We start from the raw sequence: 25,226 nt of genomic DNA on the forward strand, positions 1-25,226 counted from the left end.
CCCGATGAAAAATAGCCTCACATGGAAAAATATTGTGGGCTATGGCTTAGGCGACGTTGCTAACAACTTCGCCTTTGCTATGGGCGCGATGTTTTTACTGAACTATTACACCGATACCGCCGGGATCCATGCCGCCGTAGCCGGAACCATGCTGCTGGTGGTGCGGGTTTTCGATGCCGTCGCCGACGTGGTGGTGGGCAGAGTGGTGGACAGCACCCGCAGCCGCTGGGGAAAATTCCGGCCGTTTATTCTGTTCGGCGCGGTGCCGCTGATGGTCTTCAGCATTCTGGTGTTTTCCGTGCCGCAATTTTTAAGCGACGGTCAGAAAATTTTCTATATCTACCTGACCTATATGGGCCTCGGAGTGTGTTACTCGCTGGTCAATATCCCCTACGGATCGCTCTCCACCGCCATGACCCAGAACCCGGAGGAGCGCGCCAGGCTGGGAGCTGCCCGTACGATTATGGCCTCGTTTACCTATACGCTGCTGGCCTTCGTGATTTCTCCGGCCATTGGCGGCGGTCACGGTGAGTCACAGTCCACCTACACCTTCTATACCGCGATTCTGGCCGTGGTCGGCGTCGGGCTGTACTGGATGTGCTTTGCCAGCACGCGGGAAAATATCACCCGCACGGTCGAGCAGCCTTCGCTGCGCATCAGCCTGCGGACGCTGAAGAGTAATCGCCCGCTGATTATTCTGTGCCTGGTGGCGATAGCCACCCTGACCGGCACCTTTTCGCTGAGCGCCGCCGGGCTGTACTACGTGCGCTATATCCTCAACGATATGAGCTACTTCAGCGTACTGATCTTTATTCAGACCTTCCTTGGCGCGGTACTCGCTGCCCCGCTGGTGCCACGGCTGGTCAGACGCATCGGGAAAAAAGCGACCTTCCTGCTCGGCTCGGGGATTGCCGCCTGCAGCTATCTCACGCTGTTCTTTTTCCTCTCTGCATCGCCGTACGTCGCATTTGCCCTGTTTGCCTGCGCTTCGTTTGGTGCCAGCCTGTGCATGACGGTGATGTGGGCGCTGGAAGCGGATACCGTGGAGTACGGCGAATATCGCACCGGGGTACGCATTGAAGGCTTAACCTACTCGCTATTCTCCTTCACCCGCAAATGTGGCCAAGCGCTGGGGGGTTCCCTGCCCGCGTTTATTCTCGTCTCGTTCGGCTATGTATCTAACCAGCCGCAAACGGCGGAAGCGCTGATGGGAATTAAAATTTCCGTGGCGGTGATCCCCGCGCTCTTTATGCTGCTGGCTTTTATTGGGATGTTTTTTTATCCGCTGACCGAAAAACGCTATCAGCAAATATTAATTGAGATAGAACAGCGCAAGAAGAACAGTCAGGAATTCTTAGAGACGCTGGAAGAAAACCAGGTCTACCGCCGCAGAACAGAATAATAACCCATTCGGGGTAAATAATGATGACACTGATAGCGAGAAATACGCTGATCGGCGGCTGCGTGCTGCTCTGCAGCTGGCCGCTGTTCGCCTCTTCATTTAATCAGCAGGATGATGATGAGGTCAGACTGCGTTTAAGAAACGAACTGCGCCGGGCCGACAAGCCCAGCGCTGGCAGCGGGCGGGATATTTATGCCTGGGTGCAGGGCGCAGCGCTGGAATATAACAGCAGTTATTATCAGAACCGCGTGGGCGTGGATCTTGGTGATTATTACGTTTATAAACTGGGCGCACGAAATAACTGGAGTTCACGCTGGTATCTCAACGGCACCGACAGTTTTAATCGCTATACCGCCGCGCTGAAATTTAAACTTTCCGAACAGCTGTATATTAAGGCCGGACGGATGGTGACCGACAGCGCCTATACCGGCGGCAAGGATCTGTTAATTATTAACTCGTCGTCGCAGCGAACGGTGCCGACATTATCCGATGCGGTATTGATGCAGTATCGGATCAATGAGGAACTGGATATTTATGCCATGTATCGCCACGGGATTTATACCTACCCCGACGTGGCGGAAGGCGTACATAAAACCGGGCCGCTTAACCCGGAAACCTATCGTCACGACACGCTCCGGCCGCAGTACGTCGCCGCGCTGGCCTGGCAGCGCCAGTGCGATAACGCCGGGCTGGCCGTTTCCTGGCAGGAGGATGTGGCGGCGCAGGTGATGACCAAAGCCGCACGCTGCATTCCACTGGCGGGTGACGGACAGGCGGTTATTAAGCCCGAGTTTATGGCGTTCTACGCCCGGCTTAACGGCACCAGTGCCGGCTATGACGGGCCGGATAACGCGTGGGTGATGAGCGGGCAGCTGAGCTATATCGTGCCGCGCGGCCGGCTCTCTTTCGGGGTGGGTAAAACCGGCAATAAGCCTAACGGGCTGAGCGGCATCGATACCGATCTGGGCTATCCGTTCGATCTGAGCATCGACCGTAACCACAGCGATATGTGGTCGGTACAGCTCGGCGGCACGCTGAATCTGCCGGGCGACACCTTTGTCGGCATCGCGCCGATTCTGACCCACGGCTATGAGGATACCCGCCACCGGGTGACGATTAACGGGCTGAGTACCAATCTGCTGTTCGGCTATCAGCCGCAGAGCGGGCTGTTTAAAGGTGCGAAGGCGCTGCTGGTGCTGAACAAAGCCCGGGAGCACCGCAACGGCAGCGCCTTTGGCGACCGGCTGGACTATTACGATATTAAGATGAACCTGCAGTACGATTTTATGCTGAAGTAAACGCGTGATGGCGTCAGTAGTGAGTAGTTGACGCCGGACACATCTGCCGGTAAGCAGCATCCCGCACGTATCGCCCAACCCCGCTTTGCAATCCTCCGTAAGTTGTCTAAGCCCAACGCATACAGGGAACAGACTATGTTACGGATGCTCACGCTGATTATTTGCCTGACGGCCCTCACCGCCTGCGCCACCGTGGACAGCAGGACCAAAGAAAACTATCAGAGAAACTCATTCTATTCAGGAACACAGCAGGACTATCACTGCTTTTATGATTCGGCGCTGTGCGCGCTCGATCTGCCACTGTCGGTCGTGGGTGACACGCTGATGACGCCGTTTGACGGCTGGTACTGGTATCAGACGCCGGAAGACCGCGAGAAGGGAAACGATAAGGCAACGGAATAAACGGGGGTGAGGACTCACCCCCGGTAAAATCTTACTTCAGCTTGCGCATCACCAGGGTGGCGTTGGTGCCGCCGAAGCCGAAGCTGTTGGACATAACGGTGGTCAGTTCACGCTCGGTCGGTTCGGTGATGATATCCAGGCCTTCTGCCGCCGGGTCCAGCTCGTCGATGTTAATGCTTGGCGCAATAAAGCCGTGCTCCAGCATCAGCAGCGAGTAGATGGCTTCCTGCACGCCTGCGGCACCCAGAGAGTGGCCGGTCATCGCTTTGGTGGCCGACATCGCCGGGGTTTTGTCCGGGAAGACCGCACGGATCGCGCCCAGCTCTTTCACGTCGCCAACCGGAGTCGAGGTGCCGTGAGTGTTGAGGTAGTCGACCGGCGTATCCACGCCTTCCATCGCCATACGCATGCAGCGCATCGCGCCTTCGCCAGATGGAGCAACCATGTCTGCGCCGTCAGAGGTGGCACCGTAGCCAACGATTTCAGCGTAGATATGCGCGCCGCGCGCCAGCGCGTGCTCCAGCTCTTCTACCACCACCATGCCGCCGCCGCCGGCGATAACGAAGCCGTCACGGCTGGTATCGTAGGTACGAGAGGCTTTTTCCGGGGTTTCGTTGTACTTGGTAGAGAGTGCGCCCATGGCGTCAAATTCACAGGACATTTCCCAGCACAGCTCTTCGCCGCCGCCGGCAAAGACGATGTCCTGCTTGCCCAGCTGGATTTGCTCAACTGCGTTACCGATGCAGTGGGCAGAGGTCGCACAGGCGGAGCTGATAGAGTAGTTCACGCCGTGGATCTTGAACGGGGTCGCCAGGCAGGCAGACACGCCGGAGGCCATCGCCTTGGTTACCATGTACGGACCGACGCCGCGCAGGCCTTTCGCACGCATACCGTCAACGCTGGCCGCCTGATAGAACGGAGAACCGCCGCCGGAACCGGCAACCAGACCCACGCGTGGGTTATTCTGATACTGCTCAACAGTCAGGCCGGAATCCTTTACGGCATCCTGCATTGAGAGGAAAGCATAGATAGAAGCATCGCTCATAAAGCGCAGCATTTTGCGATCGATACGCGCGGAGATATCGTCTTTAGACAGTTTGACGTTACCCCAGACGTGACTACGCATACCCGAATCTTTCAGCTCCTGCGAGAAGGTAATACCGGAACGTCCTTCGCGTAATGACGCCAGAACTTCTTCCTGGTTGTTACCAATACTGGATACGATTCCAAGGCCAGTAATCACAGCACGTTTCATTCAATACCTCTTCTACTTCTATTATTAGGATTCGACACGCACTCTAGCTTACAGATGTACGCCGAACAAGTCCGATCAGCGTTTTCCTTGTGTAAATTTGCGTAGCCTGGCTCACATAGTTAGAATCCCGCCACTGCCTGAGCAATGAGCCTTTGTCGTGAAAACCGCCCCAATTGAGTATGCTGCGCTAAGCTGGAACGAACAGGGTACACCTGTATCCCGAGCGTTTGATGACGTCTATTTCTCAAACCAGAATGGTCTGAAAGAGACCGAATACGTCTTCCTGGACGGCAACGGCCTGCCCGATCGTTTTGCTCAGCATCCGCGCGATCTGTTTATCGCCGCCGAAACCGGTTTTGGCACCGGGTTGAATTTCCTGACCCTCTGGCAGGCGTTCGATCGCTTCCACCAGCAGCAGCCCGATGCCCCGCTCCAGCGCCTGCATTTCATCAGCTGCGAGAAATTCCCGCTCAGCCCTGACGATCTCGCCGCCGCACACGCCAGCTGGCCGGAGCTTGAACCTTACGCTCGCGCCCTGCGTGAACAGTGGCCTTCCGCACTGGCAGGCTGCCATCGCCTGCTGCTGGACGGCGGTCGCATTACCCTGGACCTGTGGTTTGGCGATATTAACCAGCTTATTCACACTTTTGATGACACATTAAACCAGCAGGTGGATGCCTGGTTCCTGGACGGCTTCGCCCCGTCGAAAAACCCGGACATGTGGACCGATGCGCTGTTCGCCTGCATGGCGCGGCTGGCGCGGCCGGGTGCCACGCTCGCCACCTTCACCTGTGCCGGATTTGTGCGGCGCGGACTGCTGGCAGCAGGGTTTAGTGTCAGCAAGCGCAAAGGCTACGGGCAAAAGCGTGAGATGCTGGTCGGCCATCTGCCTGCCGCCGTTGAAGCCCCCGCTCAGACACCGTGGTATGCCCGCCCGGCCGCCAGTGGTGACGACATCGCGCTGATCGGCGGCGGCGTTGCGAGCGCGCTGCTGGCCAATGCGCTGCTGCGTCGCGGCAAGCGGGTCACCCTCTACAGCGAGGCATCCGCACCCGCCGAGGGCGCTTCCGGCAATCGTCAGGGGGCACTTTATCCATTACTGACTCATCACGATCCGGCGCTGGCGACCTTCTTCCCCGCAGCGTTTACCTTTGCGCGGCGCCTGTACGACGCGCTGAACGTTCCCTTTGAGCGCGACTGGTGCGGCGTGACCCAGCTCGGATGGGATCAAAAAAGCCAGGATAAAATTGCGAATATGCTGGGCATGGCACTGCCTGCGGATATCGCGCGAGCGGTGGATGCCGAAGAAGCCAGGACGATTACCGGGGTGGAAACCGGCTGCGGCGGCATTACGTATCCTGCAGGCGGCTGGCTTTCCCCCGCCGAACTGACCGCCGGACTGATCCGTCAGGCCTGCGAGCAGGGAATGACCGTTCACTGGCAGCACGACCTGACCGGATTAAACCGACAGCAGGAGGCGTGGCAGCTGAGCTTCCGCCAGCAGGATCCCGTGCAGCACCGTAACGTGGTGCTGTGCAGCGGCCACCGTCTTGCCGAACTGAGCCAGAGCGAGAAGCTGCCGGTGTATGCCGTCGGCGGCCAGGTCAGCCACATCACCGGCGGCAGCGGGCTGGCGGCGCTCAGGCAGGTGCTGTGCTACGACGGCTACCTGACGCCGGTCAGTCCGCAGTATCAGCAGCACTGCATCGGTGCCAGCTACCGCCGCGGCGACAGCAGCACCGATTACCGCGATGCGGATCAGCAGGAAAACCGGGCCCGCCTGCTCCGCTGTCTGCCGCAGGCGGAATGGCCGAAGGAGATTGATATCAGCGCGGAGTCCGCACGCTGTGGCGTGCGCTGTGCCTCGCGCGATCACCTGCCGCTCATCGGCGCGCTGCCTGATTACGATCGGCTGATTGCACAGTACGCACAGCTTTCTCAGCATCCGGAACTGGCCGAGCCCGCGCCGGTGCATGAGGGCGTCTTTGTGTTGGGTGCGCTGGGTTCACGCGGCCTGTGCAGCGGCCCGCTGGCGGCGGAGGTTCTTGCCGCGCAGCTATGCGCTGAGCCGATACCGCTGGACAGCGCCACGCTGGCCGCCATCAGTCCAAATCGCTACTGGGTGCGCAAGCTGCTGAAGGGGCGGATGCTGAGATGATTCTCACCTTTTATTCTAATCGTGCGATAGCGTAGGAAATCCGCTTAACAGCCGGCATGCAAATCACCTAAAATTTTGAAACCCGTGATTTTATCATGGGTTTTATTATTTTCAGGCCGGGCACCTTGAACACGGACGTGCCCGACCATCAACGGATGATTCAGCCATGCGCTTCACGCTTAACGGCAAACCCGTCGAGATCGACGATGGGCTGTCTGATACACCCCTGCTCTATATCCTGCGCAATGATTTCCAGCTTAACGGCCCCAAATACGGCTGCGGCGTGGGCGAATGCGGTGCATGTACGATTCATCTTGATGGCCTGGCCGCACGTTCCTGCAGTATCCCTGCCGGCAACGTGGCAGGGAAATCCATCGTAACGCTGGAAGGGCTGGCCGAGGGTTCAAAGCTGCATCCGGTGCAGCAGGGGTTTATTGATGAGCAGGCGGCGCAGTGCGGCTACTGCGCCAACGGCATGATTATGACGCTGGTCGCGCTGTTTAACCGCCTGCCGAATGCCTCCGCGCAGCAGATTAAAAGCGAGCTGGCGTTCAATCTTTGCCGCTGCGGCACCCACCTGGAAATCCTGCGCGCGGCGGAAAAAGCCCGGGCGATCGTTGCCGGGGGGCCGCCATGATCAACACCTTTGCGCTCACCCGACGCCGCCTGCTGCAGGCGGGCGGCTTTCTCAGCGTCAGCGCCCTGCTGCGGCATCCCACGCTGGCATCCGGCACCTCAGACTCTATTTTCCCGGTCAGCGAACGTTCGCCGGGCCAGCTGGACAGCTTTATCGCCCTCTCCGCTGACGGCAGCGTGACCGCGTTCAGCGGCCATGTCGATCTGGGCACCGGCGTGCGCACCGCGCTGACGCAGTACGTGGCCGATGCGCTCGATGTCGAGTTCAGCGCGATAACCCTGATCCTCGGCGATACCTCTCTGACGCCCGACCAGGGACCGACCATCGCCAGCTCCACGTTACAGGTTACGGCGATCCCGCTGCGCAAAGCCGCCAGCCAGCTGCGTCAGCAACTGATCCAGCTGGCCGCCACCGCGATGAAGGTTCCCGCCGGGCAGCTGTATACCGAAGCCGGATGGGTGGTGGACAGCCGCCGTCCAGCCCGTCGGCTGCCCTACGGCCAGCTTGCCAGCGATGAGTACAGCCATCAGCCCCTCGATCCCAAAACCCCGCTGAACACCGCGAAACCGCGCTATGTCGGACAGTCGATTGCCCGCGTGGATATTCCCGCTAAGGTCACCGGAGAGCTGAGCTGGATCCACGATTTGCGCCTGCCGGGCATGCTGCATGGCCGCGTCATTCGCCCACCCTACCCAGGTGCCGACAGCAGCGCTCCGCTGGGCCACAGCCTGATCTCCGTGGATGAATGCTCCATCGCTCACCTGCGCGGCATTGTCAAAATCGTAGTCAGGCATGATTTCGTTGGCATCGTCACCCACCGGGAAGAGCAGGCCATCGCCGCCATGCGTGCGCTGAAAATACAGTGGCAGCCCTGGGCGAAAGTCCCGCCGCTCGACCCCGAAAGTCTGCCGGTGACGCTGGCCGACTGCGCGAAAAACCCGCGTGTACTGCGTGAGGATGCGGGGATCGATACGGCGCTGGGCGCGCGGCATATCGCGATCGATGCCGATTACGTCTGGCCCTATCAGCTGCACGGATCGATTGGGCCTTCCTGCGCGGTGGCCGACGTCACCTCCAGCCAGGCGGTGATCTGGTCCGGTACGCAGAACCCGCACGACCTGCGTCGCGATCTGGCGCTGCTGCTGGACAGGGACGCCCGCTGGATTGAGGTCAAGCGCATGGAAGCCTCCGGCTGCTATGGCCGCAACTGCGCGGATGATGTTGCGGCGGATGCCGCGCTGCTGTCGCAGGCAACGGGCCGTCCCGTTCGCGTCCAGCTGATGCGCGAGCAGGAGGCGGCATGGGAACCGAAAGGCAGCGGGCAGCTGATGCGCGTGCGCGGCGGCCTGGACAAAAATCTTAACGTCTCCTGTTATGAACTGCGCACCTGCTATCCCTCCAATAACGCCACAACGTTGCCGCTGCTGCTGACGCGTAAAGTCGAGAATAAACCGAGCGTGCAAACCATGGGGGACCGCTCCGCCATTCCCCAGTATCGCTTCCCGCAGATGCGGGTGATTTGTGAAGATGCCGCACCGCTGGTGCGTGCCTCGTGGATGCGCGGCGTGTCGGCCCTGCCCAACGTGTTTGCTCATGAGAGCTGGCTGGATGAAGCCGCCTGGCGCGCCGGGCAGGATCCCATTGCCTTCCGTTTACGTTCGCTGGAAGACGAGCGTGCCGTTGCACTTATCCAGCAGCTGAAAAAGCGGGCTGGCTGGCAGGAAGGTCCGACCTACCGCCAGCAGCCCCAGGGCGACAGTCTGCACGGGCGCGGCTTCGCGTGGGCGCGCTACTTCCACAGCAAATTTCCCGGCTTCGGAGCCGCCTGGGCGGGGTGGGTCTGCGATCTGACGGTCAACCGCCGCACCGGCGTCGTGCGCATTGAAAAAGTGTTCGTCACCCACGACTGCGGGCAGATGGTCAATCCGGCAGGCGTTCGCCATCAGGTTCACGGCAATATCATTCAGTGCTGTAGCCGGGTGCTAAAAGAGACCGTCACCTTTGACAGTCAGGGCACCACGTCGCTGGAGTGGGGAAGCTATCCATTACTGCGCTTTGATGAACTGCCGGAGGTGGATATCCAGCTGCTGGATTATCCCGACGAACCTGCGATGGGGGCGGGTGAATCGGCCTCGGTTCCCGGCGCGGCGGCGATTGCCAACGCGCTGTTTGACGCCACAGGAAGGCGATTCCGCGCCCCTCCGTTTACCCCGGAGCGGGTGCTGCAGGTTTTACAGGGAGCAGATAAATGAACCGCTGGAAAAAAAGAGCACTGTCGCTGTCCGCACTGCTGCTGGCCGCTGCGGCGGTACTGCTGGTATTTAGCCTGCAGCCGGAGATCGTGCCGGTGACGCCACCGCCAGCCAGCCAGTTCAGCGCCGAACAAATTGCGCGCGGCAAAACTCTCTCCGCGCTGGGCGACTGTAGCGTCTGCCATACCCGGGCTGGTGGACCGCGCGATGCCGGAGGGCTGGCGTTTGAAACGCAGTTCGGCACGATTTACAGCAGCAATATTACCCCGGACGTGGAAACCGGTATCGGGAACTGGTCCTATCCCGCCTTTAAGCGCGCGATGCGCTACGGCATTAACCGTCAGGGGCATTATCTTTATCCGGCGTTCCCCTATACCTCCTTCACTCTCAGCCGGGATGACGACTTACAGGATCTTTACGCGTGGCTGATGGTTCAGCCCGCGGTGAACTACCGCCCACCGCGTACCGAGCTGCACTTTCCCTTCAGCATTCGCCAGGGCATGTTCGCCTGGAACTGGCTGTATCTGAAGCCAGGCCCGGCCCCGGTCAATACGCAGCAGAGCGAGGAGTGGAACCGGGGAGCCTACCTGGGCGAAGGGCTGGGCCACTGTAGTGCCTGTCATTCGCCGCGCAACCTGGCCGGCGCGGAAAAAGGCGGCAGCCAGCATCTCAGCGGCGGCAGCGCCGAAGGCTGGAGCGCACCGGCGCTGAACGCCCATTCACCGGCGCCGATCGTCTGGAATCATCAACAGCTGGTGGCGTTTATGCGCAACGGCTATGCCGCCTCTCACGGGGTTGCTACCGGGCCAATGGCACCGGTGATTACCGACGGGCTGTCGCAGCTGCCGGAGAACGATGTGCAGGCAATTGCCACCTGGCTGACCAGTTTTCAGCCGCCGTGGCCGGACCACGGTAAAGAGATCGGCACCCAGGCCGGGCAGCAAATGATGCAGGCCGACTCCCCGGGAGCCCGCCAGTTCTCAGGCTCCTGCATGGCCTGCCACGCACAGAATACGGGCCCGACGCTTTACGGTGTGCGGCCCTCGCTGCTGCTCAACAGCAATCTGTACAGCGACAGCCCCGACAACCTGATCCGCATTGTGCTGGACGGTATTCCACATCCCGCCACGCCCGGACTAGGCACGATGCCCGGTTTTCGCTATCAGTTGACTAACCAGCAGATCGCGGTGTTGCTGAACTACCTGCGAACCGATCTTGCACAGCGCGCCTCCTGGCCGGATCTGGGGGATCGCGTTGAGGCGATTCGCCAGCAGACGGAGGCGAAACCATGATCGCCAGCACCGGGATCCTGCTGATGGCGGCGGGCTTAAGCCGCCGCTACCGCCTGCAGAGCGGGCAGCACAAACTCCAGGCGAACCCCGCCGATGGCAACCCGCTTCCGCTGCTGGAACGCAATCTGCAGCTGGCGACCGCCGTCGCGGGCAGGCAGGTTAATGTGGTGCTGCGCCCGGAAGAACAGGAGATGATCGCCCTTGCCCGCCGCTACGACTGCGCGGTGACGCTGCTGGCCAGCCCGGGGTTAGGCAGCTCGATTGCCGCGGGCGTGGCCAACCGCCCGTGGTGGACCGGCTGGCTGGTGATGCTGGCCGATATGCCGTGGCTACAGCAGCATACGGTGATGCGGGTGTTTCAGGCGCTGCAGTTCGCGGATACCGTGCGCCCGGTGTGGCGGCAGCAGCCGGGACATCCGGTTGGCTTTAGCCGGGTCCTGCGCCAGTCGCTGCTGGCGCTGAAGGGGGATGAGGGAGCGAACGGCATTTTAGATCGCTGCCCGCCGCTGCAAATTGAGGTCAACGACCCCGGCTGCGTGTGGGACATTGATGTGCCTGCCGACTGGCAAAGGGAGCAATAACCATGTATTCACCGGATATCAGAGTGCTGGAATTTGCGCTGGGCGAAGCCGGGCAGCACCGGGACCTTTGGCTGTGCACCGTGCTTTGTACCTGGGGATCGGCACCGCGTTCTCCAGGTGCGCTGATGGCGATCGGTCAGACCGGGGGATCGCGCGGTTCCCTGTCCGGCGGCTGCATCGAAGAACACTTTATGCAGCGGCTGACGCAGGGAGCCTGGCGCAGGCCGAGCCAGCGGGTGCGCTACGGTGCGGGCAGCGAGTTTTCGGAGATAACACTGCCCTGCGGCGGCAGCCTTGACGTGCTGGTGGAGTATCTCCCGGCCACGGCAACAACGTTAGATTATCTGCACCGCATGCTGCTGGCCCTGCGCGGTGAGTTTCCACAGGAAAAAACGCTGGAGCCCGGCCAGCCCGCCAGGCTCGCCACCTGCCCGCCAGCTGCGCCCGGCCCTGCCGTCGATTGGCGCGGCACCACGCTCCGGCTGCGGCTCGCGCCGCCGGTGCAGATGATTATTGCCGGACTGTCGCCGGTAGCGGAATACTGCATCGAATTTGCACGCGCCGTCGGCTTTACGGTGCTGGTGTGCGAACATCGCGAGGCGCTGCGTACGGCTGTTGATGGGCAAAAGGTGCTGCCGGATTTCCCCGCCCGCTACCTGGAACGGCACGGATGCGGCCCGCACAGCGCGGTGCTCTGCCTGACTCATGATGCGCGTATTGACGATCTGACGTTAATGGAAGCCTGCCGGACCCCGGCTTTTTACATCGGCGTGCTGGGTTCACGGCGTAACAGTGAAAAACGACGGGAGCGGCTACGGAAGATTGCAGGTCTTGATGAAGGGCAGCTGGCACGCATTCACGGCCCGGTCGGCCTGGCCATCGGCGGTAAAACCCCGGCTGAAATCGCGCTGGCAATCATTGCCGATATCGTCCGGGTTAAAAACGGCGTGGGAGTGAGGGGCGGAACGTAATACAGAAAAACCACAGCGGGAAGTCATATGACCCACCGCAGTGGTTTTACCTCACAGCACGTTAAGAAGTCTGGCGTGCCTGACGGAACAGATTTTCCCACATGCCGATCACCAGCGCCTGATCGCGCGGCGACAGTTCGGACTGAATGGTGTTTTCCAGGCTCTGCTGCACGTGGGCCTGAAGCGCTTCCGGCGTATGGTTACCGGCGAGCTCAATCTCAGCCACCGCTACGGTCAGATGGCCGCGCAGATAGCCGCTGGCAAACAGCTCGTCGTCGCTGGCGTGCTCAACCATGTCATCAATCAGGCCCAGAATACGCGCCTCGAATTCATCGATCATATCATTCCTCTGTAGGCAATTCGCTCCACGCGCATTACAGGTCTTCCGGCCAGGGAAACAGCTCCGCAGTCAGCGGTGGAGTGGTATAAAACGAGCGGAGTTCGGCAATCAGACGCGCCGGGCGGGCGGGGATGCCCTGCTCCAGATAAGTCATTACCTGCGCATGAACCTTGCGCTGAAAAGCAATGCGATCTGGCTCACAATCTCCTTCAAGATTGTCACAGCTTACGTTGAACGGAAAGCCCGCCGCAACAGAAAACAGCCACTCCAGCGCCTGCGGTTTAATCTCCGCCGATTCAAACTGCGCCTGAGTGGTCGCATCACGCCCGTCCGGGCAGTACCAGTAGCCGAAATCCACCAGTTTGCGGCGCTCGGCCCCGGCAATACACCAGTGGGAAATCTCATGCAGCCCGCTGGCATAGTAGCCGTGGGCAAACACCACCCGGTTCCACGGGGATGTGTCGTCTGCCGGCAGATAGATCGGCTCATCGTCGCCTTTAATCAGGCGGGTTTGAAAATCATCAATAAAGCAGCGATCGAAGATCTCAATCAGCTGCTGATAGTGGTGTTGCGTGCTCATAGCTGTTTGTCGTCAAAGTAAAAAAACGCGCAATTGTCGCATTATGTCAGCCCGGTGACGAGCACTATTACAGCGTCTGCGACTGGCGGCGAAAGGCCAGCGGTGCCAGCCCGTAATGCTCCTTAAAGGCGCGGGAAAAATGGAACGGGGAAACAAACCCGCACTGTTCGGCAATCAGCGCCACCGGCAGCTCGCTGTGGATCAGCTGACGCCCGGCGTGGCGAAGGCGCACATCACGCAGGTATCGTGCCGGAGTCTGATGTAAATGGCGGCGAAACAGCGCGATAAGATGGTTAACCGAACAGTGTGCCCGCGCAGCGATATCCTCCAGCGCCAGCGGATGTTGATAGCGCATCGCAATATAGCGGCAGGCTTCACGCACCCCTTTCGGCATGGTTTCTAACGTATCGCCGTGCGGGCCGTCACCGCGCGAGGCGTAATAGTAGAGCAGCGTTTCCGCCAGCGAGACCAGCGCGCGGGCGGCACCGGCGGGCTGTGCGGCCAGGCTCATGCCCAGCTCCATTAGCTGTTCCACCTGGTTATCAAAGACAATCGTCGACGGCAGATGCTGCAAATCGCGGTTGAAATCCCCCGGCAGCGCGGCGAAATCCAGCTGGCACCAGATGTGCTCGCTTGACACGGCGGGATCGAAACGGAAAAACTCGCGCTCGCCGGGCAGCAACAGCGCCAGCATCCCCGGCTGTAACACCTGCGGACGTTCGTCAATCTCAATGGTCACGCTGCCACTCAGCATGGCAATAAACTGGATGCCACGCTGCACGCGCGGACCGTGCGTTTCCCCCGCACCGTAGCGCGACAGTCCAAAATACCCCTCCGTCGGTGCAACAGGTAGTGTGATTTCAGACATTTTTCTCACTAGTCTGGTCATGTACCCTCCCGGGCCTGTCAGGCTATCTTTTCTCCCATCTTCAGCCGGATGACGGCGGATGCAATCTCAACGCTGATGCAGCGTCTGATTTTGCGACGCAGATCAAACTTTGATTTCAGACAGGAGAAATGATGAGCAACACCAATGTTCAACTTGGCGTCAGCCCGCTGGCGTGGACCAACGACGTGCTGGAAGATCTGGGCGATAACGTCTCGGCCCTGCAGTGCATGCAGGAAGCCGCCGCTATCGGCTATCGGGGGATTGAGCTGGGGCGTAAGTTCCCGCGTGAACCGTCCGCCCTCCGGCCTCTGCTGCAGGAAACCGGCCTGTCGCTGGCCTCCGGCTGGTTCTCCGGCACGCTGGCCGATATCAGCGTGGAACAGGAATTACATAACGTGGCCGATCACGCCCGCCTGCTGAGCGGCCTCGGCTGTAAGGTGATGGTGTACGGCGAGTGCGGCGGCATGCCGGGGGAGACGCCGCTGGATATCGGCATCTCTCACTCACCTGCGCTCAGCGCCATCGATTTTGACGCCTATGCGCGGCGGATGAGCGAGTTCTCTTCGGTGCTGTATCAGGAGTACGGCCTGAAGCTGGCCTACCATCACCATCTGATGATGCTGGTTGAGCACCAGGATGAGATCGAGCGCTTCTTCTCCGCCACCGCTGACGACGTCGGTATGCTGCTGGATACCGGCCACGCGGTGGCTGCAGGCAGCGATCTGAACGCGCTGATTAGCCGCTTCGGCAGCCGTATCTGCCATATCCACCTGAAGGATATTCGCCGCGAGCGCATGGCGCAGGTTTACGCGCAGGATCAAAGCTTCAACGAGGGCGTGCGCGGCGGCATGTTTACCGTGCCGGGCGACGGCTATATCGACTATCAGCCGGTGGTCGACTACGTCAACGGCAGCGGCTATCGCGGCTGGCTGATTGTGGAAGCCGAGCAGGATCCGCTGAAAGCGCCATCGGTACCGACGGTGACGCGTGCCTTTAACCACGTTAACTCCCTCTTCTCGCTGTAAGGAATCATCATGTCTGACACGCTAAATATTGGCCTTATCGGCTCTGGTTTTATGGGCCAGGCACACGCCGACGCTATCCGCCGCGCCGCGCTGCTGTACCCCAACCTGCCAAAAACGCCGGTGCTGTATGCGATTGCCGATCAAAACCAGGCGATGGCCGAGCAGGCGGCGAAACGCTTTGGCGCGCTGCACGCGTTCGGCGACTGGCGCGAAATGCTGCAGGATCCGAATATCGACGTGATTGATATCACCTCGCCTAACCATCTGCATCATCAGATGGCGCTGGAGGCGATCGCCGCCGGTAAACACGTCTACTGCGAGAAGCCGCTGGCGGTGACCGAGCCGCAGGCGCGCGAGATGGCTGAAGCCGCACGCAAAGCCGGGGTGAAAACCATGGTGGCGTTTAACAACATCAAAACCCCGGCGGCGCAGTTGGCAAAACAGCTGATTGAACGCGGTGAAATCGGCACGCCGGTGCGCTTCCGTGGCACCTTCGATCAGGGCTTTTATAACGACCCTGAACTGCCGTGGTCCTGGCGCTGCTCGAAGGAGCTGGCCGGTTCCGGTTCGCTCGGCGATTTGGGCGCTCACACGCTGTCGGTGGCGCAGTATCTGATGGGCGGCGTCAGCGAAGTCTGCGCCAGCGGCCAGACGCACCTGAAAACCCGTCCGGTTCCGGGCGTGGACAGCGGCTACGCCAGCAAGGTAGAAGCAAACGCCGAACGTCGTGAAGTGGAGAACGACGACCAGATGCAGTGCCTGGTCACCTTCGACAGCGGTGCCGCCGGGGTGATTGAATCCTCGCGCATCGCCGCCGGACGCATTTTCGGCGTTTACTGGGAAGTTTCCGGCACCGAAGGCACGCTGTATATGGACGGCGAGCGTTTTAACGAACTGCAGGTGTTCCGCTTTAACGATGACAAGCGCGATCGCGGCTTCAAAACCCTGTATGCCGGTAGCCAGATCCCGTCCTACTCCGCCTTCTTTGGCTTTGATTTTGGCGGCGGCGGGCTGGGCTATTTCGACGTGAAGGTGCTGGAAGTGCACGATCTGGTGCAGGGCATCTGCCGCGATGACGACTGCTACCCGAACTTTGCTTTTGGCTGGGAGAACCAGCGGATCCTGCAGGCAATTGAGGATTCGATGGATGAGCGCCGCTGGGTCAACGTCAGCCGGGGCTGAATCTCAGGTAAGGAAGGCGAAGGCTTTGTCAGGCGCTACGGCGGTTAAATTTTGCTTAACCGTAGGGGGTAGCGCCTGATTTTTTCTGATCCGGCAGGTTGATGCTGCCTACAGCGCGTGGAACCACGCAATGATTTCCGCACCGTGGCTGTCAAACAGCAGCTTGGCGCTCATCACCGCGGAAACAATCACGATCATCGGGCGGATCAGCTTCTGGCCTTTACTCAGCACCATTCTGGCACCGAGGCGCGCACCGCACACCTGCCCCGCCAGCATCACCACGCCAACGCCCCACACCACCTTCCCGCCGAGCATAAACAACAGCAGGCCGCCGAGATTTGAGGTGAAGTTCAGCACTTTGGCATGCGCGGTTGATTTCGCGAGGTTGTAACCGCACAGGGTGACGAACGCCAGCGCGTAAAACGACCCGGCCCCCGGCCCGAAGAAGCCGTCATAGAAACCGACGCAGCCCCCGGCGACCAGCGCAAACGGCAGACCGTGCAGGCGACGATGGCGATCCTCTTCGCCGATGCGCGGCATCAGCAGGAAGTACAGGCCAATGGCAATCACCAGCAGCGGCAGTAGCTGGCGCAGAATGTCGCCTTTAACGTGCTGCACCAGCAGCGCGCCGCAGATCGATCCCAGAAACGTCAGGGCGATATTCAGCTTCTGCTCGCGCAGATCCACCGCCTTGCGGCGAATAAAATAGAGGCTGGCGGAGAACGAGCCGCCAACGGACTGTAGCTTGTTGGTCGCCAGCGCCTGCGCCGGGGAGAGCCCGGCAGCGAGCAGCGCCGGAACGGTCAGCAGGCCACCGCCTCCGGCGATTGAGTCAATAAAACCGGCAAGCAACGCCACCAGAAACAGCACCCCAAGCAGCCACGGGGCAACGGCAAACCACTCCATCTGAATTCCTTAAATCCTGAATGTTACGGCGATCAGAGCAAATGCCGATCCAGCAGCGCCTGACAGGCCTGCGGCAGCGGTGGCGGCTCGCGTTTTACCGGCGGGGTGGTGCCCGGTTTTGGCGGAGCAAACCAGCTTTGCAGCTCGGCCCCGCAGCCGTCGCCCGCAGGCGGGAGCGGCTGATCCTCACACTGCAGGCTGCCCGCCGGGCAGCGCAGGCGCACGTGCATATGCGCACGGTGCTGGAACCACGGACGCACCTTGCGCAGCCAGTCGCGATCGGCACCGGCATCGGCACACAGCTGCTTTTTGATCGCCGGATTAACGAAGATACGCGTGACCTCATTATCCTTCGCGGCCAGCTTGATCAGGCTGTCGATCTGCGGCTGCCAGTGACGCGCAACGACGTTTTTACCGTCGGCGCTGACCAGATCCAGCGGCTGCGGCTTCAGCAGCATTTGCTGAGACCAGCGCTGCTTCGGCAGCTGTAGCCAGATATCCACGTCCAGGCCAGACTGGTGGCTGGCGTGGCCGCTGCTGAAGCGACCACCGGCCGCCATACCCATGTCCCCCACCAGCACTTCGCCCAGGCCCAGCTGGGTGGTGCGCGTGCTAAGACGCTGGATAAAGGCAATCAGATCGGGATGACCAAAATAGCGACGCTGATCGGTGCGCATCACCTGATAGCCCGGCGCTTCCAGCGGCAGCGCCTGAGCGCCGATAATGCAACCGTTGGAGAACGCGCCAATCGACTGCGGTGCACCGCTTATCGGTTGACGGATCGTCTGCCACGGCGTCGCCGCCACGGATACCGCAGAAATCAGCAGGGAACACAGCACAAGCAGCGTCTTTTTCATCGTCGTTACCAGCGTGGGATATCGGTGTGAACGTCCGCATTCTGCGCACGATGGCGCAGCAGGTGATCCATCAGCACAATCGCCATCATCGCTTCGGCAATCGGCACTGCGCGAATGCCCACGCAGGGATCGTGACGGCCTTTAGTGATCATTTCCACTTCTTCGCCGCTGCGGGTAATGGTCTGGCCCGGTACGGTGATGCTGGACGTCGGCTTCATCGCCAGATGCGCAATAATCGTCTGGCCGCTGCTGATGCCGCCGAGAATGCCGCCCGCGTGGTTGCTCTGGAAGCCGCTGGCTCGGATTTCGTCACGATGCTGGCTGCCGCGCTGGTTAACCACCGCGAAGCCGTCACCAATTTCAATGCCCTTCACCGCGTTGATGCTCATCAGCGCGTGCGCCAGGTCGGCGTCCAGGCGATCGAAGACCGGCTCGCCGAGGCCGACCGGAACGCGCTCCGCCATCACCGTGACTTTTGCGCCAATCGAGTCGCCTTCTTTTTTCAGACCGCGCATCAGCTCGTCCAGCGCCTCGATTTTGTCCGGATCCGGGCAGAAGAACGGGTTCTGCTCGACCTGATCCCAGTCCTTCAGCTCGCAGGCCACGTCGCCGATCTGCGCCAGGTAGCCGCGCACTTTAATACCGTGCTTCATTTCCAGATATTTTTTGGCAATCGCCCCCGCCGCGACGCGCATAGCGGTTTCACGGGCGGATGAACGGCCGCCTCCACGATAGTCGCGGAAGCCGTATTTTTGATCGTAGGTGTAATCGGCATGGCCTGGGCGGAACAGATCTTTGATCGTGCCGTAATCCTGTGAACGCTGGTCGGTGTTCTCGATCAGCAGGCCGATGCTGGTGCCGGTGGTGCGGCCTTCAAACACGCCGGAAAGGATTTTGACCTGATCCGGTTCGCGGCGCTGGGTGGTATAGCGCGAGGTGCCAGGGCGGCGACGGTCGAGATCGTGCTGCAAATCGGCTTCGGTCAACGGAATGCCCGGCGGCACGCCGTCAACGATACAGCCGAGGGCGATACCGTGAGATTCGCCAAACGTCGTTACCCGAAATACTTGTCCAATGGTATTACCCGCCATACTGGCTCCTCGATCTGTTTTTCTAATTAGTCTTTGAACATTTTGAAGTGATGCTGGGCATCGATAATCTGCTGTTTGGTCAGCATAAACACGCCGTCACCGCCGTTATCGAACTCCAGCCAGGTGAAAGGCACATCCGGGTACTGTTCAATCATATGCACCATGCTGTTACCCACTTCGCAGATCAGCACGCCGTCATCGCTCAGATAGTTTGGCGCACAGGCCAGAATACGGCGCACCAGCTTCAGGCCATCGCGCCCCGCCGCCAGGCCAAGCTCCGGCTCGTGGCGATATTCATCGGGCAGATCGTCCATGTCGTCCGCATCGACGTATGGCGGGTTAGTCACGATCAAATCGTACTGCGTTTCCGGCAGTCCGCGGAACAGATCGGCACGAATTGGCGTAACGTGCTGATCCAGGCCGTGAGCGCTGATATTCTGCTCGGTTACCGCCAGCGCGTCAGTGGAGATATCCACCGCATCCACTTCCGCTTCCGGGAAGGCGTAAGCGCAGGCAATCGCGATGCAGCCGCTGCCGGTACACATATCCAGAATGTGGCGCGGCTCGTCGCTGATGATGCCGTCGAAACGGTTATTGATCAGTTCACCCACCGGCGAACGCGGCACCAGCACGCGCTCATCAACGTAAAATTCATGGCCGCAGAACCAGGCTTTATTGGTCAGATAGGCCACCGGAATGCGCTCGTTAACGCGGCGGATCACCCGCTCAACGATGCGGTGACGCTCGCTGGAGGTCAGGCGCGCGGTGTGCATATCTTCCGGGATATCCAGCGGCAGGTAGAGCGTTGGCAGCACCAGCTGAACGGCTTCGTCCCAGGGATTGTCGGTGCCGTGGCCGTACCAGATATCAGCAGCAGAAAAGCGGCTGACCGACCAGCGCAACATATCCTGAATGGTGTGCAGTTCATTCACTGCTTCATCGACGAAAATTTTGTCCAAAGTGCCCTCCGCAGGCCGTTCGTTAAACCCGGGCGCTAGTTTGCCACGAAGCCGCAGATAATTCAGCGCGAGGGGGTGAAAAAGCTGAGATTTGTTTAGTACCGGGGGGAAGAAAAGGTAGACTAGCGGCAGAAAACATTATGATGATGCGGAATGCTGGCCGGTTACCCGCGCTATTCTGAGAACAGGCAGTGAGTTGAGATGAGTAAAAAAGAGAAACTGAGCGTGGAGGACCAGGCGCTGTTTCGCGGGCTGATGAGCGGGACGCGCAAGCTGGCGCAGGACACCATCGTTCACAAACCGCCGCGTAAGAAAGTCAGTGAAGTGCCGCAAAAACGCCTGCTGTCCGAGCAGATGGATGCCAGCCACTACTTTTCCGATGAATTCCAGCCGCTGCTGGCCAACGAAGGCCCGGTTCGCTATGTGCGATCCGACGTCAGCCACTACGAATTGAAAAAGCTGCGCCGCGGCGACTATACGCCGGAGATTTTTCTCGATCTGCACGGGTTGACCCAGCAGCAGGCCAAGCAGGAACTCGGGGCGCTGATTGCCGCCTGTCGGCGCGAGCATATTTTTTGCGCCAGCGTGATGCACGGGCACGGCAAACATATTCTGAAGCAGCAGACGCCGCTGTGGCTTGCTCAGCATCCGTGGGTCACGGCGTTTCATCAGGCACCCAAGCTGTTCGGCGGCGATGCGGCCCTGCTGGTGCTGATTGAAGTGGAAGAGTGGACGCCGCCGGAGCTGCCGTAAAGACTTCGGACTTGGCGCAAGACGATTGATCAAAGCTTCTGAATGCGTGTAGGGCGGGTGCCGGTCAGGCAGAACAAGGAATGGAGATACGGCGGCGTGGACGCCTGGACTAAAAAGGTGGACAGTGCAAAATGGGTCGACCGCAGAACGAGGCCGACCCGGAGCCGTAAGCTAGATCGCTTTGGCGAGTTTGGCGGGTGAAACCTGCCACTCAAGTTTGCCCTGGGCGCTGTCCGGATCGAAATCAACGCAGGCAATGGCGGAGGTTGAAAACATCGGCGGCGCTTCCTGCGGGCAGAGCTCGGCAACCAGATACCCCACCAGCGGCAGATGCGAAATCACCAGCGCCGATTTCACGCCTTTGTTAGCCAAAACCTGCAGATAGCACGCCACCTGAGCCGGATCGCCGCCGGGCGTCAGCTCGGGCAACACCTCTTCGCCCGCGGGCAGCGTCAGCGCTTCACGCACCGTATTCAGAGTCTGCCTTGCCCGCAGGTAAGGGCTGACCAGCACGCGTTCGATATCCACAGACTGACCGTTAAGCCAGGCCGCCATTTGACGGGACTCATCACAGCCGCAGTGGGTCAGAGGTCTTACTGAATCACTGGCTGCATCCAGAGCCGCATCACCGTGACGCATTATAAAAACTTGCATATAGCACCGCTGTTGTTAAACAAAAACGCCGGAGGTATAACGCCACCGACTCTTCATTCATAGAATGAACGGTGTGTTGTACCTAATGCCTTTAGTATAGTCAACCGATTGTTTACTTAGTGAGCGACCGGTAGAACAACCCGACAGAGCAACCTCCTTATCGCTCAGAATTAACTCGCTGAAACGTCGCCGCTATCCAGCGTAACATCCGGTCCGTAGAAGGTTTTCTGTTCTTCCATCATTTTTTTCAGCCGTTCGCAGGGCGCGAAGCGGGAGCCAAATCGCTGCTCCAGCTGCTCAAGGGTGTTCACCACCTGAGCGATCCCCATCCGGTCCATATAACGGAACGGCCCGCCGAGGAACGGCGGGAAACCAATACCGAATACCGCACCGATATCCCCATCCCGCGCGCTGCCCACCACCTGTTCCTCCAGGGTTCGGGCGGCCTCGTTGAGCATCATCATTACACAGCGCGTAGCAAGATCTTGTGCGCTAAGACAAGGTTTTGGCGTCAGCTTAAGCAGGCGATAAATCTCCGCATCGGCCTTTTTCTTCCCGCCCGGGCGTTTGCCGTAGAGGTAAAAGCCCCGGCCATTTTTGCGCCCCTTGCGGTTATCGTTCAGCACCGCGCCCAGCGCGGCAGGTAGCGCGAAGCGTTCACCCCAGGCCTGCTCCAGCACCGGCATAATATGTGTGCCGACATCAATCCCCACCTCGTCCAGCAGCTGCACCGGGCCGACGGGGAAGCCAAACTTCACCAGCGCATCGTCGATCGCTTCAATCGGCTCCCCAGCCAGCAGGCAGTGCATCGCCTCAATCACGTAAGGGGCAAGGATACGGTTAACGTAAAAACCGGCCTTATCCGCCACCACGATCGCCGTTTTGCCCTGTTTTTTCGCCAGCGCCACTGCCGTCGCTACGGTGACATCGCTGCTGCCCGCGTGCGGGATCACCTCCACCAGTGGCATTTTTTCCGGCGGGCTGAAATAGTGCAGGCCAATCACGTTTTCCGACCGCTGCGCGCCCGCAGCAATATCCGCAATCGGTAGCGAAGAGGTGTTGGAGGCAAAGATCGTTTGCGGCCCGCAGTGGGCTTCAACTTCCGCCACCATCTTCTGCTTCAACGCCAGGTCTTCAAACACCGCCTCAATAATCAGGTCGCGCTGGCTGAAGCCCTGATAGTCGGTGCCGCCGGTTATCAACGCCATCTGCTGTTGCCGCCCGGCGTCCGTCAGCTGCCGCCGCTTAACCGCTTTGCTTAATACCTGCCAGCTGGTTTTCAGCGCGTGGTTGATGCCCTGCGCATTAATATCCTTGATACGCACCGGCAGCCCGGCGCGGGTGGCGGTCACGCAGGCGATACCGCCGCCCATCAGCCCGCCACCCAGCACGCCAATGCTGCGCAGCGCTCGCGGTTCGCCCGCGGCTCCCGGATCTTTTTTCAGCGCGGTGGTGGCAAAAAACAGCCCGCGCAGCGCGGCGGATTCCGGCGTCATTGCCAGCTCGCCAAAGGCTCTCGCTTCCGCCTCGTAGCCGCTGGTGCTGCCCTGCTCCAGCCCCTGGCGCACCACCGTCAGAATCTTATTCACCGCCGGATAGTTGCCGTGGGTCTTCGCCTGCGCGCGGCGTTTCGCCATGCTAAACAGCAGCGCCCTGCCCGCCGGGCCGCTCAGCAGCCGTTCGCGCAGCGGCAGCGGTTTTCTCACCTCGCGCGCTTTCAGCACGGTTTTTATTGCCGTTTCCAGCAGAATAGCGTGCGGCACCGCTTCATCCACCAGCCCGCACTTCAATGCCTGCCGTGGGCGCAGGGCTTTTCCGGAGAGGATCAACTCCAGCGCCACCGAGGCTCCGATTAACCGCGGCAGGCGCTGCGTGCCGCCGGAACCCGGTAGCAAGCCCAATTGCACCTCGGGTAATCCCAGACGGGTTTTCTCATCCAGGGTACAGACGCGGTGATGGCAGGCCAGCGCCAGCTCAAGGCCGCCGCCGAGGCACGCGCCGTGGATTGCCGCCACCACCGGCACTGGTAACGCCGCGATTTCGGCCATCACCTTCTGCCCCTGCTGCGCCAGCTTTTCCGCCTGCTGCGCGCTGCTGCAGGCCGCTATCATCGCGATGTCCGCCCCGGCAATAAAAGAGTCCGCCTTGCCGGAGACGATCACCAGCCCGGCCAGCTGCGGGTTGGCGCAGGCGCGCTGCAGCACGCTGCGGATCTCTCCGGCAAACTCTGCCTTCAGGGTGTTCATCTTCTCGCCCGGCACGTCGATGGTAATCACCCCGACGTTGTCCAGCCGCATCGTCAGGGTAAATGCTGATGCCTGTTCCATTATTCCGCCTCCAGAACCATTGCCGCGCCAAGACCACCCGCCGCACAGGCGGTGACCAGCCCCAGACCACCGCCACGACGCCGCAGCTCGTTCAGCGTCTGGGTGATCATCCGCGCCCCGGTGGCCGCGAACGGGTGGCCGTAAGCGATGGAGCCGCCCAGCACGTTAAAGATCTCTTCATTAACCTCGCCCAGCGCGTGCGGACGCTTCAGCACCTCACGGGCAAAGCGCTCGTCGGCGAACATTTTAAGATTGGCGAGAGTCTGCGCGGCAAACGCCTCGTGCATGTCGATCAGCGTCAGGTCGCTGAGGGTGATGCCCGCGCGCTCCAGCGCCAGCGGGGAAGACCACGCCGGGCCGAGCAGCATATCCTCACGCACGCCAATGGCGGTGAAGGCGTAGCTGCGCAGATAGCCCAGCGGGATGATGCCGAGTTCGCGCGCGCGGGATTCGGTCATCAGGATCACCGCCGCCGCGCCGTCGGTCAGCGGCGTGCTGTTGGCGGCGGTCACCGTGCCGTGACGGCGATCGAACGCCGGGCGCAGGCGGGCATAGTCTTCCGGCTTTGAATCAGGGCGAACGTTGTTGTCCTGTTCCAGCGCGGCATGCCACGGCGGAACAAACGCGGTCATTACCTCCTGATTCAGCAGCCCCTGCTGCCAGGCGCGGGCCGCACGCTGATGCGAACGATGCGCCAGTGCATCCTGCTGCTCGCGGCTGATGCCGTGGCTTTTTGCCATCTGTTCGGCGGTATCGCCCATGCGCAGCCCGGTGGAGTATTCGGCGACCGCGGGCGGTACCGGCAGTAAATCGCGCGGACGCAGCTGGCTGAACAGCTTCAGTTTTTGCGACAGAGTGCGCGCCTTGTTGAGATCGACCAGCGTTCGTGCCAGTTTGCGGCTGACGCCAATCGGCAGGACGGAGGAAGAGTCAGCACCACCGGCGATCCCCACCTGAATGCTGCCCGCCATCAGGCTTTCCGCCACGTTCGCCACCGCCTGAAAACTGGTGGCACAGGCGCGGCTGACGCTGTAGGCGTCGGTGTGGACGCTCATGCCGCTGGCCAGCACGATTTCACGGGCGATGTTCGGCGCTTCCGGCATCTGCACCACCTGGCCAAAGACCAGCTGATCGATAATATCGGCGGGGATTTCGCTGCGGGCCAGCAGTTCGCTGACCACCATCCGCCCAAGTTCCAGCGCCGGGATGCCGTGAAAGGCCGTCGCCTGTTTAGCAAACGGCGTGCGCAGCCCGTGGGTTATGGCGATACGGTCGCCCTGGCGCGTCAGCAAAGGTAGCGCTTTGCTCATTGTTATCACCTGTTTCGTGTCGATGGACGGCATCGCTGCCAAAGAGGTCTGACCTCCTCAGTGTTAACCAGAATAAGGCGGGGCGCTACGGCGGGAAGGAAAAAA

General features: G+C 60.5%; 23 protein-coding genes. 12 read left to right on the forward strand and 11 right to left on the reverse strand.

What is annotated here, in order from left to right:
• Nucleotides 1-4 precede the first annotated feature (4 nt).
• The 3 genes from uidB (at nucleotide 5) to EC836_RS17210 (ending at nucleotide 3,102) form a co-directional block, all read left to right on the forward strand.
• Nucleotides 5-1,402 (forward strand): glucuronide transporter, encoded by a 1,398-nt coding sequence (gene uidB, locus EC836_RS17200; RefSeq protein ID WP_123335304.1) that lies wholly within the window; start codon nucleotides 5-7, stop codon nucleotides 1,400-1,402.
• Nucleotides 1,403-1,422: 20 nt separating this feature from the next.
• A complete protein-coding gene (locus EC836_RS17205) occupies nucleotides 1,423-2,700 on the forward strand; it encodes a glucuronide uptake porin UidC (RefSeq protein ID WP_123335306.1) in 1,278 nt (425 codons plus the stop codon).
• 135 nt (nucleotides 2,701-2,835) lie between these two features.
• The gene (locus EC836_RS17210; RefSeq protein ID WP_123335308.1) at nucleotides 2,836-3,102 is read left to right on the forward strand and encodes a YceK/YidQ family lipoprotein; all 267 of its coding nucleotides are present in this window, start codon (nucleotides 2,836-2,838) and stop codon (nucleotides 3,100-3,102) included.
• A 31-nt stretch (nucleotides 3,103-3,133) separates the two neighbouring features.
• Here the strand turns inward: EC836_RS17210 and fabB are convergent, their stop codons facing one another.
• Nucleotides 3,134-4,357 (reverse strand): beta-ketoacyl-ACP synthase I, encoded by a 1,224-nt coding sequence (gene fabB, locus EC836_RS17215; protein WP_123335310.1) that lies wholly within the window; start codon nucleotides 4,355-4,357, stop codon nucleotides 3,134-3,136.
• A gap of 157 nt (nucleotides 4,358-4,514) precedes the next feature.
• On the opposite strand from fabB, the gene mnmC reads away from it, so the two are divergent.
• The 6 genes from mnmC to EC836_RS17245 all read left to right on the forward strand — a co-directional run bounded on the left by mnmC (nucleotide 4,515) and on the right by EC836_RS17245 (nucleotide 12,248).
• Entirely contained in the window at nucleotides 4,515-6,515 is a 2,001-nt protein-coding gene (mnmC, locus tag EC836_RS17220; RefSeq protein WP_123335312.1) for a bifunctional tRNA (5-methylaminomethyl-2-thiouridine)(34)-methyltransferase MnmD/FAD-dependent 5-carboxymethylaminomethyl-2-thiouridine(34) oxidoreductase MnmC, read from the forward strand.
• A gap of 166 nt (nucleotides 6,516-6,681) precedes the next feature.
• Nucleotides 6,682-7,152, forward strand: coding sequence for a (2Fe-2S)-binding protein (locus EC836_RS17225; RefSeq protein ID WP_123335314.1), 471 nt, complete (start codon nucleotides 6,682-6,684; stop codon nucleotides 7,150-7,152).
• On the forward strand, nucleotides 7,149-9,404 hold the full coding sequence (locus tag EC836_RS17230; RefSeq protein ID WP_123335316.1) for a molybdopterin cofactor-binding domain-containing protein: 2,256 nt from the start codon (nucleotides 7,149-7,151) through the stop codon (nucleotides 9,402-9,404). Before EC836_RS17225 ends, EC836_RS17230 begins: the two co-directional genes overlap by 4 nt.
• Entirely contained in the window at nucleotides 9,401-10,696 is a 1,296-nt protein-coding gene (locus EC836_RS17235; protein WP_123335318.1) for a cytochrome c, read from the forward strand. The genes EC836_RS17230 and EC836_RS17235 overlap by 4 nt, the downstream gene beginning before the upstream one ends.
• Nucleotides 10,693-11,277: an NTP transferase domain-containing protein gene (locus EC836_RS17240; RefSeq protein WP_123335320.1), complete on the forward strand. Its 585-nt coding sequence runs from the start codon at nucleotides 10,693-10,695 to the stop codon at nucleotides 11,275-11,277. The genes EC836_RS17235 and EC836_RS17240 overlap by 4 nt, the downstream gene beginning before the upstream one ends.
• Nucleotides 11,278-11,279: 2 nt before the next feature.
• Nucleotides 11,280-12,248 carry an XdhC family protein gene (locus tag EC836_RS17245; RefSeq protein ID WP_123335323.1) on the forward strand — a complete coding sequence of 323 codons (969 nt, stop codon included), beginning with the start codon at nucleotides 11,280-11,282 and terminating at the stop codon, nucleotides 12,246-12,248.
• 61 nt (nucleotides 12,249-12,309) lie between these two features.
• Here EC836_RS17245 and EC836_RS17250 read toward each other — a convergent pair whose 3' ends face one another.
• The 3 genes from EC836_RS17250 to EC836_RS17260 all read right to left on the reverse strand — a co-directional run bounded on the left by EC836_RS17250 (nucleotide 12,310) and on the right by EC836_RS17260 (nucleotide 14,057).
• On the reverse strand, nucleotides 12,310-12,588 hold the full coding sequence (locus EC836_RS17250) for a YfcL family protein (protein ID WP_123335325.1): 279 nt from the start codon (nucleotides 12,586-12,588) through the stop codon (nucleotides 12,310-12,312).
• Between the two features lie 34 nt (nucleotides 12,589-12,622).
• Nucleotides 12,623-13,168 (reverse strand): elongation factor P hydroxylase, encoded by a 546-nt coding sequence (locus tag EC836_RS17255; RefSeq protein ID WP_123335327.1) that lies wholly within the window; start codon nucleotides 13,166-13,168, stop codon nucleotides 12,623-12,625.
• Nucleotides 13,169-13,235: 67 nt separating this feature from the next.
• On the reverse strand, nucleotides 13,236-14,057 hold the full coding sequence (locus EC836_RS17260) for an AraC family transcriptional regulator (protein ID WP_123335329.1): 822 nt from the start codon (nucleotides 14,055-14,057) through the stop codon (nucleotides 13,236-13,238).
• 131 nt (nucleotides 14,058-14,188) lie between these two features.
• Here EC836_RS17260 and iolE point away from each other — a divergent pair, with 131 nt between their 5' ends.
• Both iolE and EC836_RS17270 read left to right on the forward strand, forming a co-directional pair.
• Nucleotides 14,189-15,082 carry a myo-inosose-2 dehydratase gene (gene iolE / locus EC836_RS17265; protein ID WP_123335331.1) on the forward strand — a complete coding sequence of 298 codons (894 nt, stop codon included), beginning with the start codon at nucleotides 14,189-14,191 and terminating at the stop codon, nucleotides 15,080-15,082.
• A 9-nt stretch (nucleotides 15,083-15,091) separates the two neighbouring features.
• Complete coding sequence (locus EC836_RS17270; protein WP_123335333.1) at nucleotides 15,092-16,264, forward strand: Gfo/Idh/MocA family protein; 1,173 nt, start codon at nucleotides 15,092-15,094, stop codon at nucleotides 16,262-16,264.
• 108 nt (nucleotides 16,265-16,372) lie between these two features.
• Here EC836_RS17270 and EC836_RS17275 read toward each other — a convergent pair whose 3' ends face one another.
• From EC836_RS17275 to prmB, 4 genes are read right to left on the reverse strand one after another with little or no spacing between them, the layout of a single operon-like run.
• Nucleotides 16,373-17,170 (reverse strand): sulfite exporter TauE/SafE family protein, encoded by a 798-nt coding sequence (locus EC836_RS17275; RefSeq protein WP_105591205.1) that lies wholly within the window; start codon nucleotides 17,168-17,170, stop codon nucleotides 16,373-16,375.
• A 32-nt stretch (nucleotides 17,171-17,202) separates the two neighbouring features.
• Entirely contained in the window at nucleotides 17,203-18,027 is an 825-nt protein-coding gene (gene mepA, locus EC836_RS17280) for a penicillin-insensitive murein endopeptidase (RefSeq protein WP_123335335.1), read from the reverse strand.
• A gap of 5 nt (nucleotides 18,028-18,032) precedes the next feature.
• Nucleotides 18,033-19,118 carry a chorismate synthase gene (aroC, locus tag EC836_RS17285; RefSeq protein WP_123335337.1) on the reverse strand — a complete coding sequence of 362 codons (1,086 nt, stop codon included), beginning with the start codon at nucleotides 19,116-19,118 and terminating at the stop codon, nucleotides 18,033-18,035.
• 26 nt (nucleotides 19,119-19,144) lie between these two features.
• Nucleotides 19,145-20,077 carry a 50S ribosomal protein L3 N(5)-glutamine methyltransferase gene (prmB, locus tag EC836_RS17290; protein ID WP_123335339.1) on the reverse strand — a complete coding sequence of 311 codons (933 nt, stop codon included), beginning with the start codon at nucleotides 20,075-20,077 and terminating at the stop codon, nucleotides 19,145-19,147.
• Nucleotides 20,078-20,278: 201 nt separating this feature from the next.
• Here prmB and smrB point away from each other — a divergent pair, with 201 nt between their 5' ends.
• On the forward strand, nucleotides 20,279-20,830 hold the full coding sequence (gene smrB / locus EC836_RS17295; protein WP_123335341.1) for an endonuclease SmrB: 552 nt from the start codon (nucleotides 20,279-20,281) through the stop codon (nucleotides 20,828-20,830).
• 171 nt (nucleotides 20,831-21,001) lie between these two features.
• On the opposite strand, the gene sixA is transcribed toward smrB, so the two are convergent.
• From sixA to fadI, 3 genes are all read right to left on the reverse strand, one after another.
• Entirely contained in the window at nucleotides 21,002-21,484 is a 483-nt protein-coding gene (sixA, locus tag EC836_RS17300; protein ID WP_123335343.1) for a phosphohistidine phosphatase SixA, read from the reverse strand.
• A 170-nt stretch (nucleotides 21,485-21,654) separates the two neighbouring features.
• Nucleotides 21,655-23,811 carry a fatty acid oxidation complex subunit alpha FadJ gene (fadJ, locus tag EC836_RS17305; RefSeq protein WP_123335345.1) on the reverse strand — a complete coding sequence of 719 codons (2,157 nt, stop codon included), beginning with the start codon at nucleotides 23,809-23,811 and terminating at the stop codon, nucleotides 21,655-21,657.
• Complete coding sequence (gene fadI / locus EC836_RS17310) at nucleotides 23,811-25,121, reverse strand: acetyl-CoA C-acyltransferase FadI (RefSeq protein WP_123335346.1); 1,311 nt, start codon at nucleotides 25,119-25,121, stop codon at nucleotides 23,811-23,813. Before fadI ends, fadJ begins: the two co-directional genes overlap by 1 nt.
• Between the last annotated feature and the right edge of the window lie 105 nt (nucleotides 25,122-25,226).

The organism is Erwinia sp. JUb26 (assembly GCF_003751505.1).
GTDB lineage: Bacteria > Pseudomonadota > Gammaproteobacteria > Enterobacterales > Enterobacteriaceae > Erwinia.